This window comes from Caballeronia sp. SEWSISQ10-4 2, from assembly GCF_030464885.1.
Classification (GTDB): domain Bacteria; phylum Pseudomonadota; class Gammaproteobacteria; order Burkholderiales; family Burkholderiaceae; genus Caballeronia.
Window position 1 is genome coordinate 1 of the sequence record NZ_JALPRJ010000117.1, and the last position, 19,311, is coordinate 19,311.

The following is a 19,311-nucleotide window of genomic DNA, read 5'->3' on the forward strand; positions in this document are numbered from 1 at the left end:
TGTCGCTTTGGAAATGACGTGCCGCCACGCACAGTGGCTAATAGTGATAAAAAATCAGCTAACTCACGCAGACCACTAACACTGAAAGCACCAACCCGGCCCCCCCGGACCGAGTGCGAACGACCCTTCATGCCGTCGCTGCGCTCGCCGCCACCGTTTGCAGGCGCTTCAACGCTTCCCCATTTTCACGGAACAGATGCGCATGCCGCACACCAAAACCGGCATCGATGGATTGCCCATCGACCGCCGTCGATTCCCCCGATCCTTTCACCTGGATCAGCGCATCCCCATCAAGATTCACATGCAGCAGCGTCTCGCCGCCGAGATGTTCGACGACCATGATCTTCCCCGACAACTTCCCGTCCGCACCGCTCGCGGCCGACTCCGCCAGATGTTCGGGACGGATGCCGAAGGTCAGTTTATCGCCGACTTTCACGCCATCCGCACTGAACGGCAGCGTGATCGGTGCGCCGCCGGGCAAGCCGATTATCACTCCGGCCGCATCCGCGCGCTGCACGGTGACAGGAAGGAAATTCATCTTGGGCGAACCGATGAAACCCGCGACAAAGCGATTCACCGGGGTTCTATAAAGCTCAAGGGGTGAGCCGATCTGTTCGACCTTGCCGTGATTCAACACAACAATACGATCCGCCATGGTCATGGCTTCCGTCTGGTCGTGCGTGACGTAGATCATGGTCGCGTTGAGCTGCTTGTGCAGCTTGATGAGCTCGAGGCGCATCTGCACGCGTAACGCGGCGTCAAGATTGGAGAGGGGTTCGTCGAAGAGAAACACCTTCGGTTCACGCACGATCGACCGTCCGATCGCAACCCGCTGCCGCTGTCCGCCGGACAGCGCGCGCGGCTTGCGTTCAAGCAACTGTTCGATCTGCAGGATCTGCGCGGCGCGTTGCACGCGTTCCTTGATCTGCGCTTCGGGCAGTTTGATCATCCGCAGCCCGAACGCAATGTTCTCGTAGACCGACATGTGCGGATACAGCGCATACGACTGGAACACCATGGCCACGCCTCGTTGCGACGGCTCCAGGTCCGTCACGTCTTCACCGCCGATCAGTACTTGTCCCGAGTCGCTGCGTTCCAAACCGGCAATGGTGCGTAGCAACGTGGACTTACCGCAGCCCGAAGGCCCGACAAACACCATGAATTCCCGGTCGGTCACGGCGATGTCCACGCTCTTCAACACCTCCGTACCGGCAAACGCCTTGCGGATCTGATGCAATTGAACTGCACTCATGCGTGTCTCCTGCAGATGCTCGCGCCGTGGATCGGCGAGAACAATGGAACGGGCGTTGATATGCGCTTTTGCCTTGCGACGCAGCATGCAACGCCTTAGCGAATTTGTTCTTGACAACCTGTTCGCGTCCAAATATACAATTGTAAAACTGAAATTACAAGTGAAACGGAATCGGTGGAAACGAGTGAACGTGGCCGCAAGGAGTCGCTTGAGCAGCTCAGCCGGCCTTGATCGTAATTGGGCAATTTTAAAAAGAACTTCCCAGGAGACAGGCAATGAAAAAGCGTTACACGCAGGCCGCTGCGTTTGCGGTGCTGAGCGTTACGGCATCCTTGCTCGCGGTATCGAATGCGTCCGCCTGGACGCTGAAAGAAGCGGCCGAGCCGTATTCGGGTACCACCATCAAGGCCATTTTCCTCGACCGGCCCGGCTACAAGGCGGCCTCGGCACTGATTCCACAATTCGAGAAAGAGACCGGCATCAAGGTGCGTACGGAAGTGATTCCGTACGAGAACACCCGTGAAAAGCAGGTGCTCAACTTCGTGGGCGGCGGCGATCAGGACGTCGTGCTGGTAGACGTGGTGTGGATCGGTGAATTTGCGAGCAACAAGTGGCTCGTGCCGATCAAGACCTTCACCGACAACCCCAAGCTCGCCGATCCGAATCTCAACCTGCCGGGCTTTTTCCCGATCCTGCTCGACTCGTTCGGCACCTGGGACAAGACCACCTACGGCCTGCCCTTCGATAACTACTCGGGCCTGATGTTCTACAACAAATGCATGTTGAAGGACGCAGGGTTTAGCGAACCGCCGAAGACCTGGGACGAACTGCTCAACGTCTATGCGCCGAAACTGACCAAGCCTGACAAGAACCAGTTCGCGTTTGCGCTGCAGTCACGCCGTGGAGAAACCCAATCCGCCGATAGCTTCATGCGTGTGCTCTGGCCGAACGGCGGCTCGCTTCTCGATGCGAAATTCAAGTCGAACCTGATGTCGCCGCAATCGCAGGCGGGCCTTGAATACCGGCAGAAGCTGATGAAATACATGCCGCCGGGCATCGTCGACTATGACCATGCGGAGGCCGTCAACGCACTCGCGCAAGGGCAGGTCGCGATGATTACCGAGTGGTCGGCGTTCTATCCGACGCTCACGGACCCGAGCAAGTCGAAGATCGGCAACTGTCTCGCGATCACGACCGAACCGAAGGGGCCCGCAGGACTGAAACCTGCGCTCGGCGGGTTCTCGCTGGCCGTGAATGCGAAGTCGAACGCGAAGAAGCAAGCGGCGTCGTGGCTCTTTATCCAGTGGATCACGTCCGAGGCGATGGCGAAGCCGTATCTGGATGCGGGCGGTGTCAGTGGCCGCATGGCGGTGTACAAGGACGCGGCGATCCAGGACAAGTATCCGTTCGTGAAGCCGATGGTGGAATCGTGGCAGGGCGGCGTGCCTGACTACCGGCCGCGTTTCCCGGAATGGCCGGCGGTGTCGGAGGTGATCGGCGAGTGGGGCAGCAAGATCATGCTCGGTCAAGTCACCGTGAAAGACGGTGCCAAGACGATCGGCGACAAGACGGAAGAGATCCTGAAGAAGGCGGGTTATTACGACAGCAAGAAGCCTTTGCTCAAGTAAGGCCGGCGCAGCGAGGCGCATTAAGCCAAGCGCCTCGCTGCGCTCACAGATAAGGCATCCCCGCGGAGATGTTCATGCTCAAGACCACGGTTCCTCCAGCGACTGGTGCAATGCGGCCGCGGCCGCGGCCGCGCGCACGCTTTCGCTTCATGCCGCGTTCGCCCGCGTTCTGGTTTCTATTCCCCGCTGTCGCGGCGCTGGCGATCATCGGCATCTATCCGCTGCTGCTCGCGGTCTACAACTCGTTTCATCAGTACAAGCTGGCCGATCTCGCTGCGGGCACGCCGTTTGTCGGGCTCGATAACTACATTGCCACGCTCACCGATCCCTCGTTCTGGGGCGCACTCGGCCGCACGGTGGCGTTCCTGTGCCTGACCTTGCCGATCGAGATCGCGTTCGGTTTGTTCGCCGCGCTGATGCTGCACCGCACGGCGTTGCCGTGGCTTCGTGTCGCGGCCCGGGTAGGCCTGGTCATTCCCATGGCGACGACCTATGCCGTGGTCGGCCTGATCGGCCGGCTGATTTTCAACCGCCAGTTCGGGGTGGTCAACTATCTGCTGAGCCTGTTCGGCATTCCGCCGCTCGACTGGCTGGCGGACCCCACGCTCGCGTTCATCTCCGTGATGATCATGGACATATGGCAATGGACGCCGTTCTGCGCGCTAATCCTGCTGGCCGGCCTCGCGATGGTGCCGAAGGAAGCCGAGGAAGCCGCGCGCCTGGAGACGCCGAAGTGGAGCAAGATCCTGTGGCATCTGCAGCGGCCGTATTTGTTGCCGGGGCTCACTGCCATCCTGATCTTGCGTTCAGCCGACATGCTCAAGATGTTCGACGCGGTGTTCACCATGACCCGCGGCGGTCCCGGCACGGCGACTGAATTCGTCAGCATCTACATCCAGCGCGTCGCGTTCCGTCTCTTCGATCAAGGCATGGCGTCCGCTCAGGCGGTTCTGCTGCTGATCCTTACGATCGTGTTGTCGCGTCTCTACATTCGTTTTGTTTATCGGGAGGCCGTGTGAGCACATCAACCGGTACCAGCGCTGTTGCCATGCCGTTATCGCCACGTGCCCGTCGTGCAAGGAACGCGCGGCGGCGTGCCACGGTCTGGCATTTCATCGGCCTGCTGATTGTGTTTCTCACGTCCGTGTTTCCGTTCTACTGGATGGTCACGACCAGCCTCAAGAGCCAGGCCGACGCGCTTGCCGTGCCACCTGTGTGGTTCTTCACGCCGACGCTCGCCCACTACACCGACGCGCTGTTCGAGCACGACGTGGCGCAAAGCTTGTTGAACTCGCTGATCGTGGCGAGCAGCACGACCTTCTTTTCGATCCTGCTCGGCACGCCCGCCGCTTACGCGCTTGCGCGCTTCGAGTTTCGTGGCAAGGAGGATCTCTGGTTCTGGTTCATCTCGAACCGGATGGTGAGTCCCGTTGTGCTCGCGGTGCCGTTTTTCCTGATTGCCACCAAGCTGGATATTGTCGATACGCACATCGTGCTGATCCTGCTGTATTTGACGTTCTCGCTGCCCATTGTCGTATGGATCTGCACCGATCAATTCCGCAACATCCCGGTCGAACTCGATGAAGCCGCGCGTCTGGACGGCGCATCGCCATGGCGCATTTTCTGGCGTATCAATCTGCCGCTGGCGATGCCGGGCATTGTCGTCTCCGCCATCTTCGCGTTCATCTTTTCGTGGAACGACCTGCTGTATGCGCTGGTCCTCACGCGCACCGACGCCATCACCTCGCCCGTTGCCGCGACCAGCTACATGAGCGGGTATGAACTGCCGTGGGGCGAAATCATGGCTACAGGTACGCTGATCGTGCTCCCAATGGTCGTGTTCGCGCTGGCGGTGTCGGGCCGGCTTGTGCAGGGACTCACCATGGGCGCGGTGAAATGACGGGTGAATTAAGATCCGTGCGTCCCAACCGAATCTGATGAAGGTCATGAATAAACCCGCGCCGCCCGCCGTTCCTCCGCTTGCTGAATCTTCAATGGATTCGTCCGTCGATCCCGAGGAGGAGTTGCAGGCGCGTGTGGCCTGGCACTACTACGTCGGTAACCTCACGCAGCAGGAGATCGCGCAACGTATTGGCAGCAACCGGGTGCGGGTGAACCGGCTGCTCGCCGCAAGCCGTGAATCCGGGATGGTGCAGATCACCATCAACAACCGGCTTGCGCCGTGCGTAGCGCTGGAAGAAGCGCTGACGAAACGCTTCGGCCTGGAAGCCGCGGTGGTCGTGCCGACGGGCGCCGACACCGACGCCAACATGGCCGCGCTCGGCATTGGCGCGGCGAATTATCTGTCGCGGCAGATCGAGGCGGGGCAGACCATCGGGCTGGGTTGGGGACGCACCATTCGCGCCGTGTTGCGGGCGTTGCCGCAGCGCGCGTATGGACCGGTATCGGCGGTGTCGTTGCAGGGCGGGTTGTCGCATTGCCCGAGCATCAATACCTTCGACATCGTGTCCGACTTTGCCAATCTGTGTCAGGCCGATGGTTTCTTGTTCGCCGCACCGATCTACGTGAGCAGTCAGAAAGTGCGCGACATGCTGCTGCAGGAAGACGCGGTTCGCGAGACCTACGAACGCGCGCGCCAGTCCGATCTTGCGTTGCTGACGTGCGGAGATCTGACGGAGTCGCTGGTGGTGACCTATGGCATCAGCGACGCGGAGCAAGTGCGTGCGCTCGAGAAAGCGGGAGCAGTGGGCGACATGCTCGGGCACTTCATGGACGCCGACGGCGAGGCGATCGATCACCCGCTGAATCGCCGTACCGTGGCGATTACGCTGGACGACCTGCGCAAGATTCGCCGCGTGGTGCTGGTGAGCGGCGGTGCGAAGAAATTTGTCGTGACGCGGGCGGCGTTGCGCGGGCGTTATCCGTCGGTGCTGGTCACCGACGAAGACACCGCGCAACGTCTCTGCAACGAACCGTGAGACAACGATGAACGTAGACCGCAATCGCGAGTTCGCCGGCAAGACAGTGCTGGTTACCGGTGCGGGCAAGGGCATAGGCTACGCGACCGCGATCCTCATGGCCGAGCGTGGCGCACATGTCATTGCGCTGAGCCGGTCTCAATCGGATCTGGACGCATTGAGCCACACGATCCCTTGCACGACGATCGCCATTAATCTCGCCGATGCCACCGCCACGCTCGCAGCGGTACAGCAAGCACTCCAGGCGCAGCCGGTCGATCTGCTGGTGAACTGCGCGGGCATCGTGGAGCTGGAGCCGTTTCTCGATACTTCCATCGATTCCTTCGATCTCACTATGGCCGTGAACGTACGCGCCGCGATGATCGTCGCGCAGGAATGTGCGCGGAGCATGATTGCGCGCGGCGAGGGCGGTGCGATTGTCAATGTGTCCAGCATGGCCGCGCAGGTCGGTACGCCCTTGCACGCGGCGTATTGCGCGTCGAAGGCTGCGCTCGACGCGATGACCCGCGTCATGGCGGTTGAACTCGGTGTGCACGGCATTCGCGTCAACACGGTCAATCCCGTAGTCACGATGACGCCGATGGCGGAGAAAGTCTGGAGCGAACCCGCGAAATCCGGGCCCATGCTCGCCCGCATTCCCTTGCAACGATTCGTGCAACCCGACGAAGTGGCACGCGCGATCGCGTACCTGCTCAGCAGCGATTCGAGCATGGTCAACGGCGTAAGCCTTGCTGTAGACGGCGGTTTCCAGGCCGGCTGAATTCACTACTCTTACTCATAGCAGAGGGCTTCAATCATGGAAGCACTGGTTCTCGAAGAAGCGCGCCGCATCAGCTTGCGCCCGTTCACCTTGCCGCAAGTGGTCGGTGCGCGCGACGTACGCATTCGCATCAATACGGTCGGTATTTGCGGCAGCGACATTCACTATTATCAGCACGGCCGGATCGGGCCGTTCGTTGTCAACGAGCCGATGGTCCTGGGTCACGAAGCGGCGGGAACCGTGATTCAGACCGGCGACGAAGTGAAGCATCTGAAAGTCGGCGATCGCGTCTGCATGGAGCCTGGCGTGCCTGACATGGAGTCACGCGCGTCGCGCGAGGGTATGTACAACCTCGATCCCAGCGTGCGTTTCTGGGCCACGCCGCCGGTGCATGGTTGCCTGACGCCGTTCGTCGTGCACCCGGCGGCGTTCACGTTCAAGCTGCCCGATAACGTGAGTTTTGCGGAAGGCGCAATTGTCGAACCGCTGGCTATCGGCATGCAGGCGGCGACGAAGGCAGCGATTAAACCGGGGGATGTAGCCGTTATTCTCGGCGCCGGCACGATTGGTATGATGTGCGCGCTGGCGGCGCTCGCGGGCGGTTGCAGCCGCGCTATCGTGTGCGATCTCGTGCCGGAAAAGCTCGCGTTGATCGGCGGCGTGCAGGGCGTGATCGCAGTCAACATTCGCGATCGACGCGTGCAGGACGTGGTGTCGGAACTCACCGACGGATGGGGTGCGAATGTCGTGTTCGAAGCCAGCGGCAATGAAAAAGCGTTCGACGGCATTGTCGACTTGCTGTGTCCGGGCGGTTGCCTCGTCCTCGTGGGGATGCCGCAGAAAGCGGTGCCTATCGACATTGTCGCGGTGCAGGTCAAGGAAGTGCGGATCGAGTCGGTGTTTCGCTACGCCAACATGTTCCCGCGTGCGATCCAGTTGATCGCATCGGGCCGGCTCGACGTCAAGCCGTTCATCTCGCGCTCGTTTGCATTCGCTGACGGCATCAAGGCGTTCGAAGAAGCCGCCAGCGGCAACCCCACCGACGTCAAGGTCCAGATCGTTCTGGAATAGTCAGGCGCATCGCTCGGGCAAGGGATCTTCGCGTCCACCATGATGCCCAAATTCTTCCGTAATTATTACCAATAACTGTCATATAGCTTTCATTAATGAAACTTACACTTCGCCTTCATCGCGTACCCAAGGTTCACGCGCTCAGGCGTTTGAGTGACAGGGTGCGCTGGCCCCCGCCCAACAGAAATCGGACCAGAAGACATGCAAGAGCAGCCCAACGTATCGCGCCGTAAAGCCCTCAAACTGCTCGTGGGCGCGCCCATGCTGCCCTTGGGCGCGTTCTCCGTCTCGACACTTCTGGCAGGCTGCGGCGGCGACAGCGCGACTGCCGCACCGGGAACATCGGCATCGTTCAAGTCCGCCAACTTCGCCTCGATGGCCGCGCCGTCGCTCGCCGACCCTGCCGCCATGGCGACCACCACGGTCGGCTCGACGCTCACCGTCACCTACAGCGACGGCACCACGCAAACCTACAGGCTCGCTTACCAGCCGTTCTTCGTAACGGGTGACATGGTTCCGAACGGCAGCGGCGGCACAACGCTCGCCGGCGGTTATTACGACATCAACAACCAGCCGATCATCGACAAATCCGTGGCCGGCAAAGAGCGCCAGTTTTTCTCCGATTGCCCGGACGGTACGTCGCTGCTTTCCCTCGATAAACCCAGGGTCTCCGGTATCAAGGGCCGTGCGGTGTTCGCAGTCGTGCAGTTCGAATACGCGACGCGTGACCAGAGTCTTGTGTCGGCGTATGGACAGTTGCCTTCGCCTATTGCGGTGCTTACGCTCGATCAGGATCAGGCCACCGGCAAGCTCACGCTCGTGAAGTATCACAACGTGGATACGTCGAAGGCGAACGGGCTGTGGATCACGTGCGGCGCGAGCTTGTCGCCGTGGAATACGCACCTGTCGAGCGAAGAGTATGAGCCGGACGCAACGACCATTGCGTCCAACAGCCAGTTCAAGGCGTTCAGCACCAGCCTCTATGGTGACGCGAGCCGCGCGAATCCCTACAACTATGGTCACCTCCCCGAAGTGACGGTGAACCCCGACGGCACCGGCACGATCAAGAAGCATTACTGCCTCGGCCGCATCTCGCACGAACTCGTTCAGGTGATGCCTGACAAGCGCACGGTGATGATGGGCGACGACGCGACCAACGGCGGCCTCTTCATGTTCATCGCGGATCGTGCGGAGGACTTGTCGTCGGGGACGCTGTACGTGGCGAAGTGGGCGCAGACATCGTCGGCGGGTGCGGGCTCGGCCAACCTCACGTGGATAAAAATCGGCAGTGCGACGAGTGCCGAGATCGAAGCCATGGCGGTGAAGCTCAAGGCGTCGGACATCATGGACGTGGTCACCAAGGACCCGCTCGACACCAGCTTCACGAAGATCAATTTCAACGGCACGTTCAACTGGATCCGCATCAAGCCGGGCATGGAAACGGCTGCGGCGTTCCTGGAGACCCATCGTTATGCGGCGCTTGTCGGCGGGAGCATGGGCTTTACAAAGCTCGAAGGCACGACGATCAACGCACAGGACAAGATCGTCTACACCGCCATGTCACGCGTCGAAAAGTCGATGGTGAAGGGCAACGCGGCATCGACCGATGTTGCTGTCGACAAAACCATCAGCGCGGGTGCGGTCTACGCGTTGAACCTGAAAGCAGGGCAGAGGGACACGAGCGGCGCTGCGATCAACAGCGACTGGGTGCCGGTCGACATGGCCGCACCCGCAGCGCTGGTGGGCGAAGACCTGGCAACGCCCGACACGCTCGGCAATACCGCCAACCCGGCCAAGGTCTCCAATCCGGACAACGTGAAGTTCTCGGAGAAATTGCGCACGCTCTTTATCGGCGAGGATACAAGCATGCACGTGAACAACTTCCTGTGGGCCTACAACGTGGACACGAAGACCCTGTCACGGGTGCTGTCGTGTCCGGCGGGTGCGGAATCTACGGGCCTTCATGCCGTGGACGAGATCAACGGCTGGACCTACATCATGAGCAACTTCCAGCACGCCGGCGACTGGGAAAGCCCGGTCCACGACAAAGTGAAGGCCGTGCTGGACCCGCTCGTGCGGGCCAACTACAAGGACCGCTTCGGCGCCACGGTCGGTTACCTGACCGCGGACGCCTCCGGCATCAAGCTTGTAAAAAGCTGATCACGTCCCCTTGTTATAACCATCGGTCAGGGTGTGCAGGAACGCGATGATGTCCTTCATCTCCTGATCCGTCATCGCGGGCTTGTCGCCGAACTTGCGATCGAACGGCGCATCGGTCACGTCGATGTTCGCGTGGAACTGCGCCGGCAGATCGTCGTACTTGTTGACCTTGCCGTCGGCGCCCTTCGGATAGAACTTTTCCGGCGCGGTATTGCGCTCGTTGTAGAACGCCATGACGTCGTCGAGCGAATGGTAGACGCCGTTGTGGAAGAACACCTGGCGCGTGGCGGTGTTGCGCAGCGTCGGCGTGAGGAACATGCCGCAGTACTGCGTCTGGTCCTTTATGTCGCTGCGGAACGGGCCGCATACGCCCATGTCGTAGAACTTCGGATCGCGGTTGGTTGCAAGCGTGTTGTTACGCGGTACGCCGAGCGCTTCGTACTGGTAGTCGGTGAACATCGGCGGCACGCCGTCGGAAGTCGGTTTGGACAAGTGGCAGCCGGCGCAGTTGGCCTTGTCGGGATCGTTGAAAAGGCGCAAGCCGTGCAGCTCCGCTTGCGACAAACGCGCCTTGCCTTCGAGCCAGTTGTCGTACTTGCTCGAGTAAGGATGGAACGATTGTTCTTCGACCTGGTAGCGGGCAATCGCGAACATGGCCTCGGACATGGTGAGGTCCGTGCTCTCGAAAACGTGCGGGCCGAACAGTTTCGTAAAGTCGCTCTTATAAGCTGCGCGCCGCAATTTGGCCACGACGTCCGCCTCGCTCGTGTTGGCCATTTCCACCGGATTGAACATGGGGCCGGACGCTTGCGCTTGCAGCGTATCGGCGCGGCCGTCCCAGAAGAAACCGCCTTGCGGCACCATGGCCGGCGCAGCGGGCGCGACACCCGCGTTCTTTTGCGCCTTGGCCGTGCCGGCGGATTGCGCGGCTAGTGCGGCTAGTGCGGCGAGATCGGGCGGCGCTTCGGCTTCGCCAGCATCGGGTCCGATGCTGAAGTGAGGCTGAAGATACAAGTACATCAGCGAAGGCGGCGGACGGTAGCCTTGCAGCGTCATGTGCGGGCCGCCCAACTGCACGGAGAGTTTGTTCGGTGGCCCGTAGGAATGGTCCGGGCTGTGGCAGGACGCACACGACTGAAGCCCGGATGCGGACAGCGACTTGTCGAAGAACATCTTCTGGCCGAGTAGCGCGACCGCGCTCAATGGCGCGACCGGCGGACGGTTGAGCGTCACCGGATTCGGATTGGCACCCGTCAGGTCTTCCACGATTGCACCCACGCGGGCCGGCGCCTGCGACGGAAAGGCCACGGCCCAAAGGCAAAACGCCACGGCGGCAATGATCAGCGTGGCGAGGCATCCGAGCAGGATGGTTTTCGGGCGAGCGAGGCGAGGCTTTTGGCCGGCGGTGGGCGGTGCCGAGGGGGTGACGGTGTGCGACATGGAGACCGGGATCGAAGCAAAATTGAAAAAACGCCGCCGGCCAATTGCTTGACCGGCGACGCGACAAGAACACTTCCGTTCGCGTCAGTGATCCGACGCGAACGTTCAGGCAACAATCAGATGGTAGGAACCGATGCGACCGGCGTACCCAGAGTCGAATCGATGAACAACGTCGAGTTGTTACCCGCGCCGCTGAAGTTGAACATGTTCATGATGCTGCCTGCCGTGGCGTCGAACGAACCGCCGCCGAGGCGATGGCTGGCGAGCCAGTTATCTTCAATGAAGCGAGCAATCGATGCCTGGCTGATTGCCGTGTGATCGACGAAGTTGACCTTGGCCCACGGCGAGATCACGACGAACGGAATACGGGTGCCCGGACCGCAGCGGCCATTCACCGGCGCACCGTTCACGCCCAGCGGCGCAGTACCCGTACCGCACTTGCCGGCACCGTTCACCTGGTCGGCGATGGCGTCGAACGAAGCGGAGGTCGGTACTGCATACGCATGGTCGTACCAGCCGTCCGAGTCATCCCATGCCACGATCACAGCGGTGCTGCTCCAGTCCGGCTGCTGCTGCAGGAAGTTGACGATCTTCGACGTGAAGGCCTGTTCGTCGAGCGGATCCGAATAACCTGCGTGTCCATCCTGGAACGCCGGCGCCTTGATGAAGCTGACGGACGGATAGTTGCCCGCCTTGACACTCGCGAAGAAGTCGTCGGTGTCGTACTGATGGTTCGCCGGTTCCGCCGTCTTGCCGTCCGTCTCGAGCGACGAGCCGATGGCCGCAATGGAGCTCGGGCGCGCATGCGTCGGATTGGCCGTCGATGCGAAGTACTGGAACCAGTTGTGGTGCGGGATGTAGTCGGCTGTCGACTGGCCGACCACCGGCGACAAAGTGCTGCGCTTGCAACCCGTGGTGCCGTTGCTGTTGGTGGTCGAGAGGTTGAAACCGCCCATGAAGCCGCCCCACGTGATGCCGCTTATGTTCAGCAGGTCGCCGATGTTCTTGCCGGCCATCAACGCGGTGTCCGTCGTGCTCGAGCAGGTATCGTTGGCCGGATCGACGTCGTTGATCATCGTGAAGCCGCCCTGGCCGTCATTGACGTAGTACGACCCCGTGTTCGTCGCGCTGACCGGGCCCTTGCTGGCCTTGACCACCAGCATGCCGTTGGTCTGGCCCGACACGGCTTCAAGTGCGCCCGGCGTCGACGGACCGTATGTATCCGTGTACGCGTTGTCGCTCATCGCGAACTTCTGTGCATAGTTCCACAGGGCGCCGACCGTGTTGCCGTCGTAGTAACCCATTACCTGGCCCGCGGTACCGAATGCACCTGCGCCGCCTGCCGTGCCCTTACCCGTGAACTTCGGAAACAGGTCGGCTGCGCCGTTGTCATAGGCTTGTTGCTCGGCCGTGTACGCGTGGTTCTGGTCGGCGGTCGCGGCTTGCGTCCGGTCCAGGCGGAACGGATTGGCGGCTCCAGTACCGTTGGCCGTGTTCGTGAAGTTGGGGTTGGCGGTCAGCAACGTGCCGCTAAGACCGTTTACCGACGGCGTGCCCGATGCGGCCGTGAATGCCGGTTCGCCTGACGGGTTCGCTGCGTTCGGGTAGGTGGCGAAGTAGTGATCGAACGAGACGTTCTCGTTATAGATCACGACTACGTGCTTGATGGGGGTGGCAGTCGCCGTCCGGTTCTGGATAGATTGCGACGAACTGCTGCTGCTGGTGTTGCCACCGCCGCAGGCATATAGGCCGATAGCCATTGCTGCAGTGGGTACGCCAACCATTAAGGCTCGACGAAACATGTGTGAAGCTCCCGATGTCGTTGTGGCAGTGCTCGTGTGGCCGCGTGGCCTTTTGGGGGACGGGTGCGGACTATTGAAGGCCTTCTTTGGATCCGTCCGCATTGGAACACTTACGTATGAACCCTAAAAGACGGTCTGCTTTCGCTGGGGTTACGTGGAAATAACAGACAGAAAGAGTTGGTAAGGAAAGACGTCGATCAACCCTGCGACAGGGGATATGCGTTAGTTGATTGCTCGATCGCTTGATGGCGAGGCGTTTTTGAAGCGTCCTAAAAGAGTCGCACCGATCACACAACGTGGCGCTCGGGCAATGAGTCGCGTGATTTCACGCGCACGTCACACAGCCTTTCGATAATCGGGTCTGTAAACGTTTTCAGCTCAGTTTTCAGCTCACTCTTGCCACTGCTCATGCACTCCACCATCAAGGACGTTGCCGCGCATTCAGGTGTGTCGATAGCCACCGTGTCGCGAGCGCTCAATGCACCGCAATTGCTGAACGCAGAGACGCTCGCCAAGGTGCGCGAGTCGATCCAAGCGCTCGACTTCATGCCAAGCGCGCGAGGCCGGCAGCTTCGCGGCGTAGCGACGCGGCTTGTCGGCGTGGTCGTGCCGACACTGGCCAATCCTGTTTTCGCGGAATCGCTGCAAGGTATCGATGAAGCCGCCTCCGCCAGCGATTACCGCCTGATGCTGATGACGACCGCGTATGACAGCGCGCGTGAGCGCCGCGCCATCGAGACCTTGCGCGAGCAACGCGTGGACGGTCTGATCGCGACGGTGGCCGACGCCGAATCCAACCCCTTGCTGGACGAACTCGATCGCATCGGCTTGCCTTATGTGCTCGCGCATAACGACACGGCGTATCGCGCGGCGGTATCAGTGGATAACCGGCGGGCAGCGCGCGATGGCGTGTGCGCGCTGTTGCGACGCGGTCACCGGCGCATCCTGATGCTGGCGGGTTCGTTCGCGGAATCGGACCGGGCGCGCCTGCGATATCGCGGCTACGAAGACGCCATGCTCGACGCAGGCCTCATGCCCCAGGCGCCGCTCGAACTCGATTTCAATGCGGAAGATTTGCCGCCGTCGCTACTTGCTCATCTCTCCGATCCCGCCCACCGGCCCACTGCGCTCTTCTGCAGCAACGACCGCCTGGCGATGATCGTGATACGCGGTTTGCGGCATGCGGGATTGTCCGTGCCACACGACATCTCGGTGCTCGGCTTCGACGGCATTCCGCTTGGCGAATGGCTGTCGACGGCACTTTCCAGCGTCGCCACGCCGAACCGCGAGATCGGGCGATGTGCGTGGCGTCATCTGGCAAGCCGGCTCGGTTTGCCCGGCGACACAAGCGCCGGCCCGATCCCGTTCAAGTTGCCTCATAGCGTACGAACCGGCGCGACCATTGCGCCCCTTATCGATCCTGCGGCCAGAACGGCCTCCCTCGTATCGGAGAATCCTGCATGAAAATCCGTCATGTCCTCGCCACGCTGCTTGCAGCGACGGCCACCTTTTGCGCGGCCGGCGCGGCGAATGCCGATGGCACTGCGATCTGCTACAACTGCCCGCCGGAATGGGCGGACTGGGCGAGTCAGATCGAAGCGATCCAGAAGCAGACCGGCATCCGCGTGCCGTTCGACAACAAGAACTCGGGCCAGGCCATTGCGCAGATGATGGCCGAGCAAAAGAGCCCGATTGCCGACGTGGTGTATCTCGGCGTTTCATCGGCATTCCAGGCGAAGGACAAGGACCTGGTGCAGCCCTACAAACCTGCGCACTGGAACGATATCCCTGCAGGCATGAAGGATCCCAACGGCTACTGGTTCGCGATTCATTCCGGCACGCTGGGCTTCTTCGTGAACAAGGACGCACTCGACGGCAAGCCCGTCCCGCGCTCGTGGGCGGACTTGCTGAAGCCGGAATACAAGGGCATGGTCGGTTACCTCGATCCGTCGTCGGCGTTCGTTGGTTATGCGGGCGCAGTGGCCGTGAATCAGGCGCTAGGTGGCTCGCTCGATAACTTCAAACCCGGTCTCGACTGGTTCGCGAAGATGAAGGCCAACGCGCCGATCGTGCCGAAGCAGACCGCATATGCACGCGTGATGTCGGGCGAGATTCCGATCCTGCTCGACTATGACTTCGACGCATATCGCGCGAAATACAAGGATCACGCGAACGTGGAGTTCGTGATTCCGAAGGAAGGCACGATCGTCGTGCCCTATGTGATGAGCCTTGTGAAGGGCGCACCGCATCAGGCGAACGGCGAGAAGGTACTGGATTTCGTGCTGTCGGATGAAGGTCAGCGTCTGTGGGCGAACGCATTCTTGCGGCCGGTTCGCGGCGGCACCTTGCCGTCTGACGTAGCAGCCAAGTTCCTGCCTGCGTCGGAATATGCGCGCGCCAAGGATGTCGATTTCGCGAAGATGGCCGCCAAGCAGAGCGCGTTCGGCGAAGAGTATTTGCGCGTCATGCACTGATTTTCCAACTTTCCTACGATGCAAGATTCCACCTTCTCCACGCGCGCTCGGATCGTTTTACTGGCGCCGGCACTTGCCGTGTTTTGCGCGTTCTGGCTGCTGCCCCTGGTCGCGTTGCTGCAGGCCAGTGCGGTGCCGGACGCGTTCACTGCGTATCGCGAGGTCCTGACCAACGCGCGTTATCTGCATAGCTTGCTTGCGACCGTCGCGTTGTCGCTGGCGGTGACGGCGGCGACGCTGGTGTTATCGACGGTCGCGGGTTTGTTTCTCGCGCGTCGCGAGTTGCCGGGCAAGCGCGTGCTCGTTGCGCTGCTGACGTTTCCGCTTGCGTTTCCCGGCGTGGTGGTGGGATTCATGGTGATCATGCTGGCAGGGCGCCAAGGTTTGATCGGCGCCATTTCAACGCGGCTCACGGGCGACCGCTGGGTGTTCGCTTATTCGCTCAGCGGCTTGTTCCTGGGCTATCTGTATTTCTCGATTCCACGCGTGATCGTTACCGTCATGGCGGCTGCAACGAAGCTCGATACGTCGCTGGAAGAAGCGGCGCGCTCGCTGGGGGCATCGCCGTGGCGCATCTTCGTCGATGTCGTCATGCCAGCCTTGATGCCCGCGCTGATCGCAGCGGGCGCAGTGTGTTTCGCCACCGCGATGGGCGCTTTTGGCACCGCGTTCACGCTGGCCACTGACCTCGACGTGTTGCCGATGACCATCTACACCGAGTTCACGCTGAACGCGAATCTTGCGACTGCGGCAGCGTTGTCGATCGTGCTCGGCCTGGTCACCTGGGCAGTGCTGGCAGTCGCTCGAAGCCTTACCGGCGCTACTGTCGCCGCCACCGCATGAGGACGCCGATGCCTGAGTTCCTGAAGCCGCGTCGGCTGCTGGTTGCAGGGCAATTGCTCCTGACGCTTGCGCTGGTTGCGTTCATGGTGGTGCCCGTGGTGATGTCGGTGATGGCTGGATTGACCGTCAACTATTTCCGCGGCGTGTCGAGCGGGCTGACGCTCAAGTGGCTCGAGCAGGTGTGGGCGATGTACCAGGGTTCCGTCTGGTTATCGATAGAGATCGCTCTCGCAACGCTCGTCATCACGCTCGCGATAGGTGTGCCGGCAGCGTATGCGCTGGCACGCAGCGCTACGCGCTGGGCGCGTTTTGTTGAAGAGTTGCTGGTGATGCCTATCGCGTTGCCGGGACTGGCTACGGCACTGGCCTTGTTGTCCGTGTACGGCGGCTGGAGCGCGTTTCGCTCGAGCATGTGGTTCATCGTCGCCGGGCATGTGGTCTTCACCTTGCCGTTCATGGTGCGCTCGGTCGCCGCCGTCTGTGCAGGCACCGACCTGCGGACCATGGAAGAGGGTGCGGCGAGTCTCGGCGCGTCATTCACGCAGCGTTTCCTGACGATCGTGTTACCGAATGCGCGACCCGGAATCGTTGCCGGTGCGCTCGCGGTGTTGACTTTGTCGATAGGCGAATTCAACCTGACATGGATGCTGCATACGCCCGATACCAAGACACTGCCGGTCGGACTTGCCGATGCGTATGCGTCCATGCGCCTCGAAGTCGGCAGCGCCTACACCATACTTTTCTTGCTGATGACGCTGCCCTTGCTGATCGCGATGCAGTGGCTAGGCTTCGATCCGGCCGGTGCACAGAGTTCTCGCGCCCCAGCAAAACGCAAGCGGGCGTTGCTGCGATCCGGGACGCCGGGGCAGTCCCTCACTCAACCGTCCCAACCTGTAGAGACTGTACGATGAGACTCGAAGCTGTTCCCGTCACCCTCAGCCGTTGCGCGAAAACATTTCGCGGGCAGCGTGTGCTCGAACCCGTCGATCTCAGCATCGAACCTGGTGAAACACTGGTGCTGCTCGGACCGTCCGGCTGCGGCAAGACGACCACGCTGCGGCTGATCGCGGGGCTGGAAAAACCCGATGCCGGCGGCCGTGTGAGTTTCGGCGCCGACGATGTCACGGCATTGCCCATCGAGCGTCGTCAGGTCGGCATGGTGTTCCAGAATTACGCGCTGTTTCCCAATCTCACGGTACGTGGCAATGTGGGGTATGGCTTGCGGATCCAGAAAGTCGACGCGTCGGCGGCGCGTCGCCGGGTAGATGAATTGCTGGAGATGACCGAACTGACCGCGCATGCGGACAAGCCGATCACCGAGTTGTCGGGTGGTCAGCGGCAACGTGTTGCACTGGCTCGCGCGCTGGCGCCGAGGCCGCGTGTGCTGTTGCTCGATGAACCCCTGACCGCACTCGATGCCCGCCTGCGCGAAACCTTGCGTGCCGAGATGAACGCGTTGCTGCGCGAACTTCGCGTGACCAGCATCTACGTCACGCACGATCAGGCTGAAGCGATGGCGCTTGCCGACCGGATCGTGGTGATGAGCGCGGGGCGGATAGAGCAATGCGGCACGCCGCGCGAGATTTACTACCAGCCGGCGACCCGGGCGGTTGCGCAATTCATCGGTACATTGAACCGGGTTGCGGGTGAGTGCCGCGATGACGCGTTCGTGACGCTTGGCGGTACGATTAGCGTGACGGGACTGGTCGCGCAATTGCGTGTTCGGGACGGTGCGCGGACGGAAGTTTTCTTCCGGCCGGAAGATGCTGTGCTCGTCGATCCGCAGTCCGCGCAATTGCGCGGCGCGGTGGAGTCGGCGCTGTTTTTGGGTGAACGTACCCGCTTGAGGATCAGGGATGCGGCGCCGGATGCGTTGATCGTCGACGTGCCGGGCCGTGTCGAACTGGCGGAGGGAACGGCCGTGGGGATATCGGTGCGCGACGAGGGTTGGGTCGCACTGCACTGATCCCGGTAGTGTTCCGTTCGCGTTCGCTTCAGGCCAACAAGGAGATGCCATGCTGCTCGCTCAAATTACCGATTTACATATCAAGCTTCCCGGTGTGCTTGCGTATAGAAAAGTCGATACCGCTGCTTGCCTGCGCGCTTGTGTCGAACGGCTCAACGCGCTGAGTCCGCGTCCCGATGCCGTGCTGGTGACGGGCGATCTGGTGGATTTCGGCACCGCTGAAGAGTACCGGCATCTCGCGGCATGTTTGAAGCCGCTGGAGATGCCGGTGTATCTGATGGTGGGGAATCACGACGATCGCGCGGCGTTACGCGAGGTTTTCGATGCTCACTATTTGCACGAAGGTGGGACGGGTAGCGACTTCGTGCAGTATGCGTTCGATCTGCACGATACGCGGATCATTGCATTGGATTCGCAGAAGCCGAAGGAGAGCGCGGGTACGTTATGTGATGCGCGTCTTGGGTGGCTTGAGCGGCAACTGGACGCCGCAGAGGGCAGGCCGGTGATTGTCGCTTTGCATCATCCGCCGTTTGCGACTGGTATCGGACATATGGATGACATGGCGCTTGAGGCGGAGGCCGCGTCGAAGCTGGAGGCGCTGATTTCCCGGTATCCGAATGTGGAGCGGGTTTTATGCGGACATGTGCATCGACCGGTGCATAAGCGGTTCGCGGGGACGATTGCTTCTATTGCGCCGTCGACTGCGCATCAGGTGGTGCTGGATTTGCATGTCGATGCACCGTCGGCGTTTGTGCTTGAGCCGGGGGCGTTCGCGCTGCACTATTGGACGGCGGGCGTGGGGCTTGTATCGCATCATGAATATGTCGAGCAGTTCGACGGACCGTATCCGTTTTTTGATGACGACGGGGAATTGGTCGATTGAGAGGTTTCGTTCGCACTTGATCGGGGGTGGGGCGGGGTGCTAGTGTGGTGCGTCACAAATAATGCAACTTAATCGCGATCTGCGAGTCTCCTT

At 61.1% G+C, this 19,311-nt stretch carries 16 protein-coding genes; 13 read left to right on the forward strand and 3 right to left on the reverse strand.

The annotated features are described in order from the left end of the window. Nucleotides 1-127 precede the first annotated feature (127 nt). Nucleotides 128-1,252, reverse strand: coding sequence for an ABC transporter ATP-binding protein (locus tag M0D69_RS39925; protein WP_301787313.1), 1,125 nt, complete (start codon nt 1,250-1,252; stop codon nt 128-130). Between the two features lie 275 nt (nt 1,253-1,527). Between M0D69_RS39925 and M0D69_RS39930 the strand changes: the two genes are divergently transcribed. The 7 genes from M0D69_RS39930 to M0D69_RS39960 all read left to right on the forward strand — a co-directional run bounded on the left by M0D69_RS39930 (nt 1,528) and on the right by M0D69_RS39960 (nt 9,810). Next, nucleotides 1,528-2,880, forward strand: a complete 1,353-nt coding sequence (locus M0D69_RS39930) for a sugar ABC transporter substrate-binding protein (protein ID WP_301787314.1) — start codon at nt 1,528-1,530, stop codon at nt 2,878-2,880. 74 nt (nt 2,881-2,954) lie between these two features. After that, nucleotides 2,955-3,899, forward strand: coding sequence for a carbohydrate ABC transporter permease (locus M0D69_RS39935; protein ID WP_301787315.1), 945 nt, complete (start codon nt 2,955-2,957; stop codon nt 3,897-3,899). 29 nt (nt 3,900-3,928) lie between these two features. Then, a complete protein-coding gene (locus M0D69_RS39940; RefSeq protein ID WP_367619829.1) occupies nt 3,929-4,780 on the forward strand; it encodes a carbohydrate ABC transporter permease in 852 nt (283 codons plus the stop codon). A gap of 46 nt (nt 4,781-4,826) precedes the next feature. Continuing rightward, on the forward strand, nt 4,827-5,819 hold the full coding sequence (locus M0D69_RS39945; RefSeq protein WP_301787317.1) for a sugar-binding transcriptional regulator: 993 nt from the start codon (nt 4,827-4,829) through the stop codon (nt 5,817-5,819). 7 nt (nt 5,820-5,826) lie between these two features. Continuing rightward, nucleotides 5,827-6,579: an SDR family oxidoreductase gene (locus M0D69_RS39950; protein WP_301787318.1), complete on the forward strand. Its 753-nt coding sequence runs from the start codon at nt 5,827-5,829 to the stop codon at nt 6,577-6,579. Between the two features lie 36 nt (nt 6,580-6,615). Continuing rightward, nucleotides 6,616-7,650, forward strand: coding sequence for an NAD(P)-dependent alcohol dehydrogenase (locus M0D69_RS39955; protein ID WP_301787319.1), 1,035 nt, complete (start codon nt 6,616-6,618; stop codon nt 7,648-7,650). A 201-nt stretch (nt 7,651-7,851) separates the two neighbouring features. Continuing rightward, nucleotides 7,852-9,810: a PhoX family phosphatase gene (locus M0D69_RS39960; RefSeq protein WP_301787320.1), complete on the forward strand. Its 1,959-nt coding sequence runs from the start codon at nt 7,852-7,854 to the stop codon at nt 9,808-9,810. Here M0D69_RS39960 and M0D69_RS39965 read toward each other — a convergent pair whose 3' ends face one another. Both M0D69_RS39965 and M0D69_RS39970 read right to left on the reverse strand, forming a co-directional pair. After that, nucleotides 9,811-11,250 carry a cytochrome-c peroxidase gene (locus tag M0D69_RS39965; RefSeq protein WP_301787321.1) on the reverse strand — a complete coding sequence of 480 codons (1,440 nt, stop codon included), beginning with the start codon at nt 11,248-11,250 and terminating at the stop codon, nt 9,811-9,813. Nucleotides 11,251-11,366: 116 nt separating this feature from the next. Beyond that, a complete protein-coding gene (locus M0D69_RS39970) occupies nt 11,367-13,052 on the reverse strand; it encodes a phospholipase C (protein WP_301787322.1) in 1,686 nt (561 codons plus the stop codon). Between the two features lie 408 nt (nt 13,053-13,460). Between M0D69_RS39970 and M0D69_RS39975 the strand changes: the two genes are divergently transcribed. Genes M0D69_RS39975 through M0D69_RS40000 form a run of 6 tightly spaced genes read left to right on the forward strand, consistent with a single transcriptional unit; the run spans nt 13,461 to nt 19,218 of the window. Next, nucleotides 13,461-14,516: a substrate-binding domain-containing protein gene (locus tag M0D69_RS39975; protein ID WP_301787323.1), complete on the forward strand. Its 1,056-nt coding sequence runs from the start codon at nt 13,461-13,463 to the stop codon at nt 14,514-14,516. Beyond that, nucleotides 14,513-15,526, forward strand: coding sequence for an ABC transporter substrate-binding protein (locus M0D69_RS39980; RefSeq protein ID WP_301787324.1), 1,014 nt, complete (start codon nt 14,513-14,515; stop codon nt 15,524-15,526). Before M0D69_RS39975 ends, M0D69_RS39980 begins: the two co-directional genes overlap by 4 nt. Before the next feature lie 18 nt (nt 15,527-15,544). Then, nucleotides 15,545-16,369 (forward strand): ABC transporter permease, encoded by an 825-nt coding sequence (locus tag M0D69_RS39985; protein WP_301787325.1) that lies wholly within the window; start codon nt 15,545-15,547, stop codon nt 16,367-16,369. A gap of 8 nt (nt 16,370-16,377) precedes the next feature. Continuing rightward, nucleotides 16,378-17,280, forward strand: a complete 903-nt coding sequence (locus tag M0D69_RS39990; RefSeq protein ID WP_301787326.1) for an ABC transporter permease — start codon at nt 16,378-16,380, stop codon at nt 17,278-17,280. After that, complete coding sequence (locus tag M0D69_RS39995) at nt 17,277-18,335, forward strand: ABC transporter ATP-binding protein (protein ID WP_301787327.1); 1,059 nt, start codon at nt 17,277-17,279, stop codon at nt 18,333-18,335. Before M0D69_RS39990 ends, M0D69_RS39995 begins: the two co-directional genes overlap by 4 nt. Nucleotides 18,336-18,384: 49 nt before the next feature. Continuing rightward, the gene (locus tag M0D69_RS40000; RefSeq protein WP_301787328.1) at nt 18,385-19,218 is read left to right on the forward strand and encodes a phosphodiesterase; all 834 of its coding nucleotides are present in this window, start codon (nt 18,385-18,387) and stop codon (nt 19,216-19,218) included. Nucleotides 19,219-19,311: the final 93 nt, after the last annotated feature.

Excerpts from the sequence above, each read along its gene's own strand:
- M0D69_RS39925 (WP_301787313.1), bottom strand. The coding sequence starts at position 1,252 with ATGAGTGCAGTTCAATTGCATCAGATCCGCAAGGCGTTTGCCGGTACG.
- M0D69_RS39930 (WP_301787314.1), top strand. The coding sequence starts at position 1,528 with ATGAAAAAGCGTTACACGCAGGCCGCTGCGTTTGCGGTGCTGAGCGTT.
- M0D69_RS39935 (WP_301787315.1), top strand. The coding sequence starts at position 2,955 with ATGCTCAAGACCACGGTTCCTCCAGCGACTGGTGCAATGCGGCCGCGG.
- M0D69_RS39940 (WP_367619829.1), top strand. The coding sequence starts at position 3,929 with ATGCCGTTATCGCCACGTGCCCGTCGTGCAAGGAACGCGCGGCGGCGT.
- M0D69_RS39945 (WP_301787317.1), top strand. The coding sequence starts at position 4,827 with ATGAATAAACCCGCGCCGCCCGCCGTTCCTCCGCTTGCTGAATCTTCA.
- M0D69_RS39950 (WP_301787318.1), top strand. The coding sequence starts at position 5,827 with ATGAACGTAGACCGCAATCGCGAGTTCGCCGGCAAGACAGTGCTGGTT.
- M0D69_RS39955 (WP_301787319.1), top strand. The coding sequence starts at position 6,616 with ATGGAAGCACTGGTTCTCGAAGAAGCGCGCCGCATCAGCTTGCGCCCG.
- M0D69_RS39960 (WP_301787320.1), top strand. The coding sequence starts at position 7,852 with ATGCAAGAGCAGCCCAACGTATCGCGCCGTAAAGCCCTCAAACTGCTC.
- M0D69_RS39965 (WP_301787321.1), bottom strand. The coding sequence starts at position 11,250 with ATGTCGCACACCGTCACCCCCTCGGCACCGCCCACCGCCGGCCAAAAG.
- M0D69_RS39970 (WP_301787322.1), bottom strand. The coding sequence starts at position 13,052 with ATGTTTCGTCGAGCCTTAATGGTTGGCGTACCCACTGCAGCAATGGCT.
- M0D69_RS39975 (WP_301787323.1), top strand. The coding sequence starts at position 13,461 with ATGCACTCCACCATCAAGGACGTTGCCGCGCATTCAGGTGTGTCGATA.
- M0D69_RS39980 (WP_301787324.1), top strand. The coding sequence starts at position 14,513 with ATGAAAATCCGTCATGTCCTCGCCACGCTGCTTGCAGCGACGGCCACC.
- M0D69_RS39985 (WP_301787325.1), top strand. The coding sequence starts at position 15,545 with ATGCAAGATTCCACCTTCTCCACGCGCGCTCGGATCGTTTTACTGGCG.
- M0D69_RS39990 (WP_301787326.1), top strand. The coding sequence starts at position 16,378 with ATGCCTGAGTTCCTGAAGCCGCGTCGGCTGCTGGTTGCAGGGCAATTG.
- M0D69_RS39995 (WP_301787327.1), top strand. The coding sequence starts at position 17,277 with ATGAGACTCGAAGCTGTTCCCGTCACCCTCAGCCGTTGCGCGAAAACA.
- M0D69_RS40000 (WP_301787328.1), top strand. The coding sequence starts at position 18,385 with ATGCTGCTCGCTCAAATTACCGATTTACATATCAAGCTTCCCGGTGTG.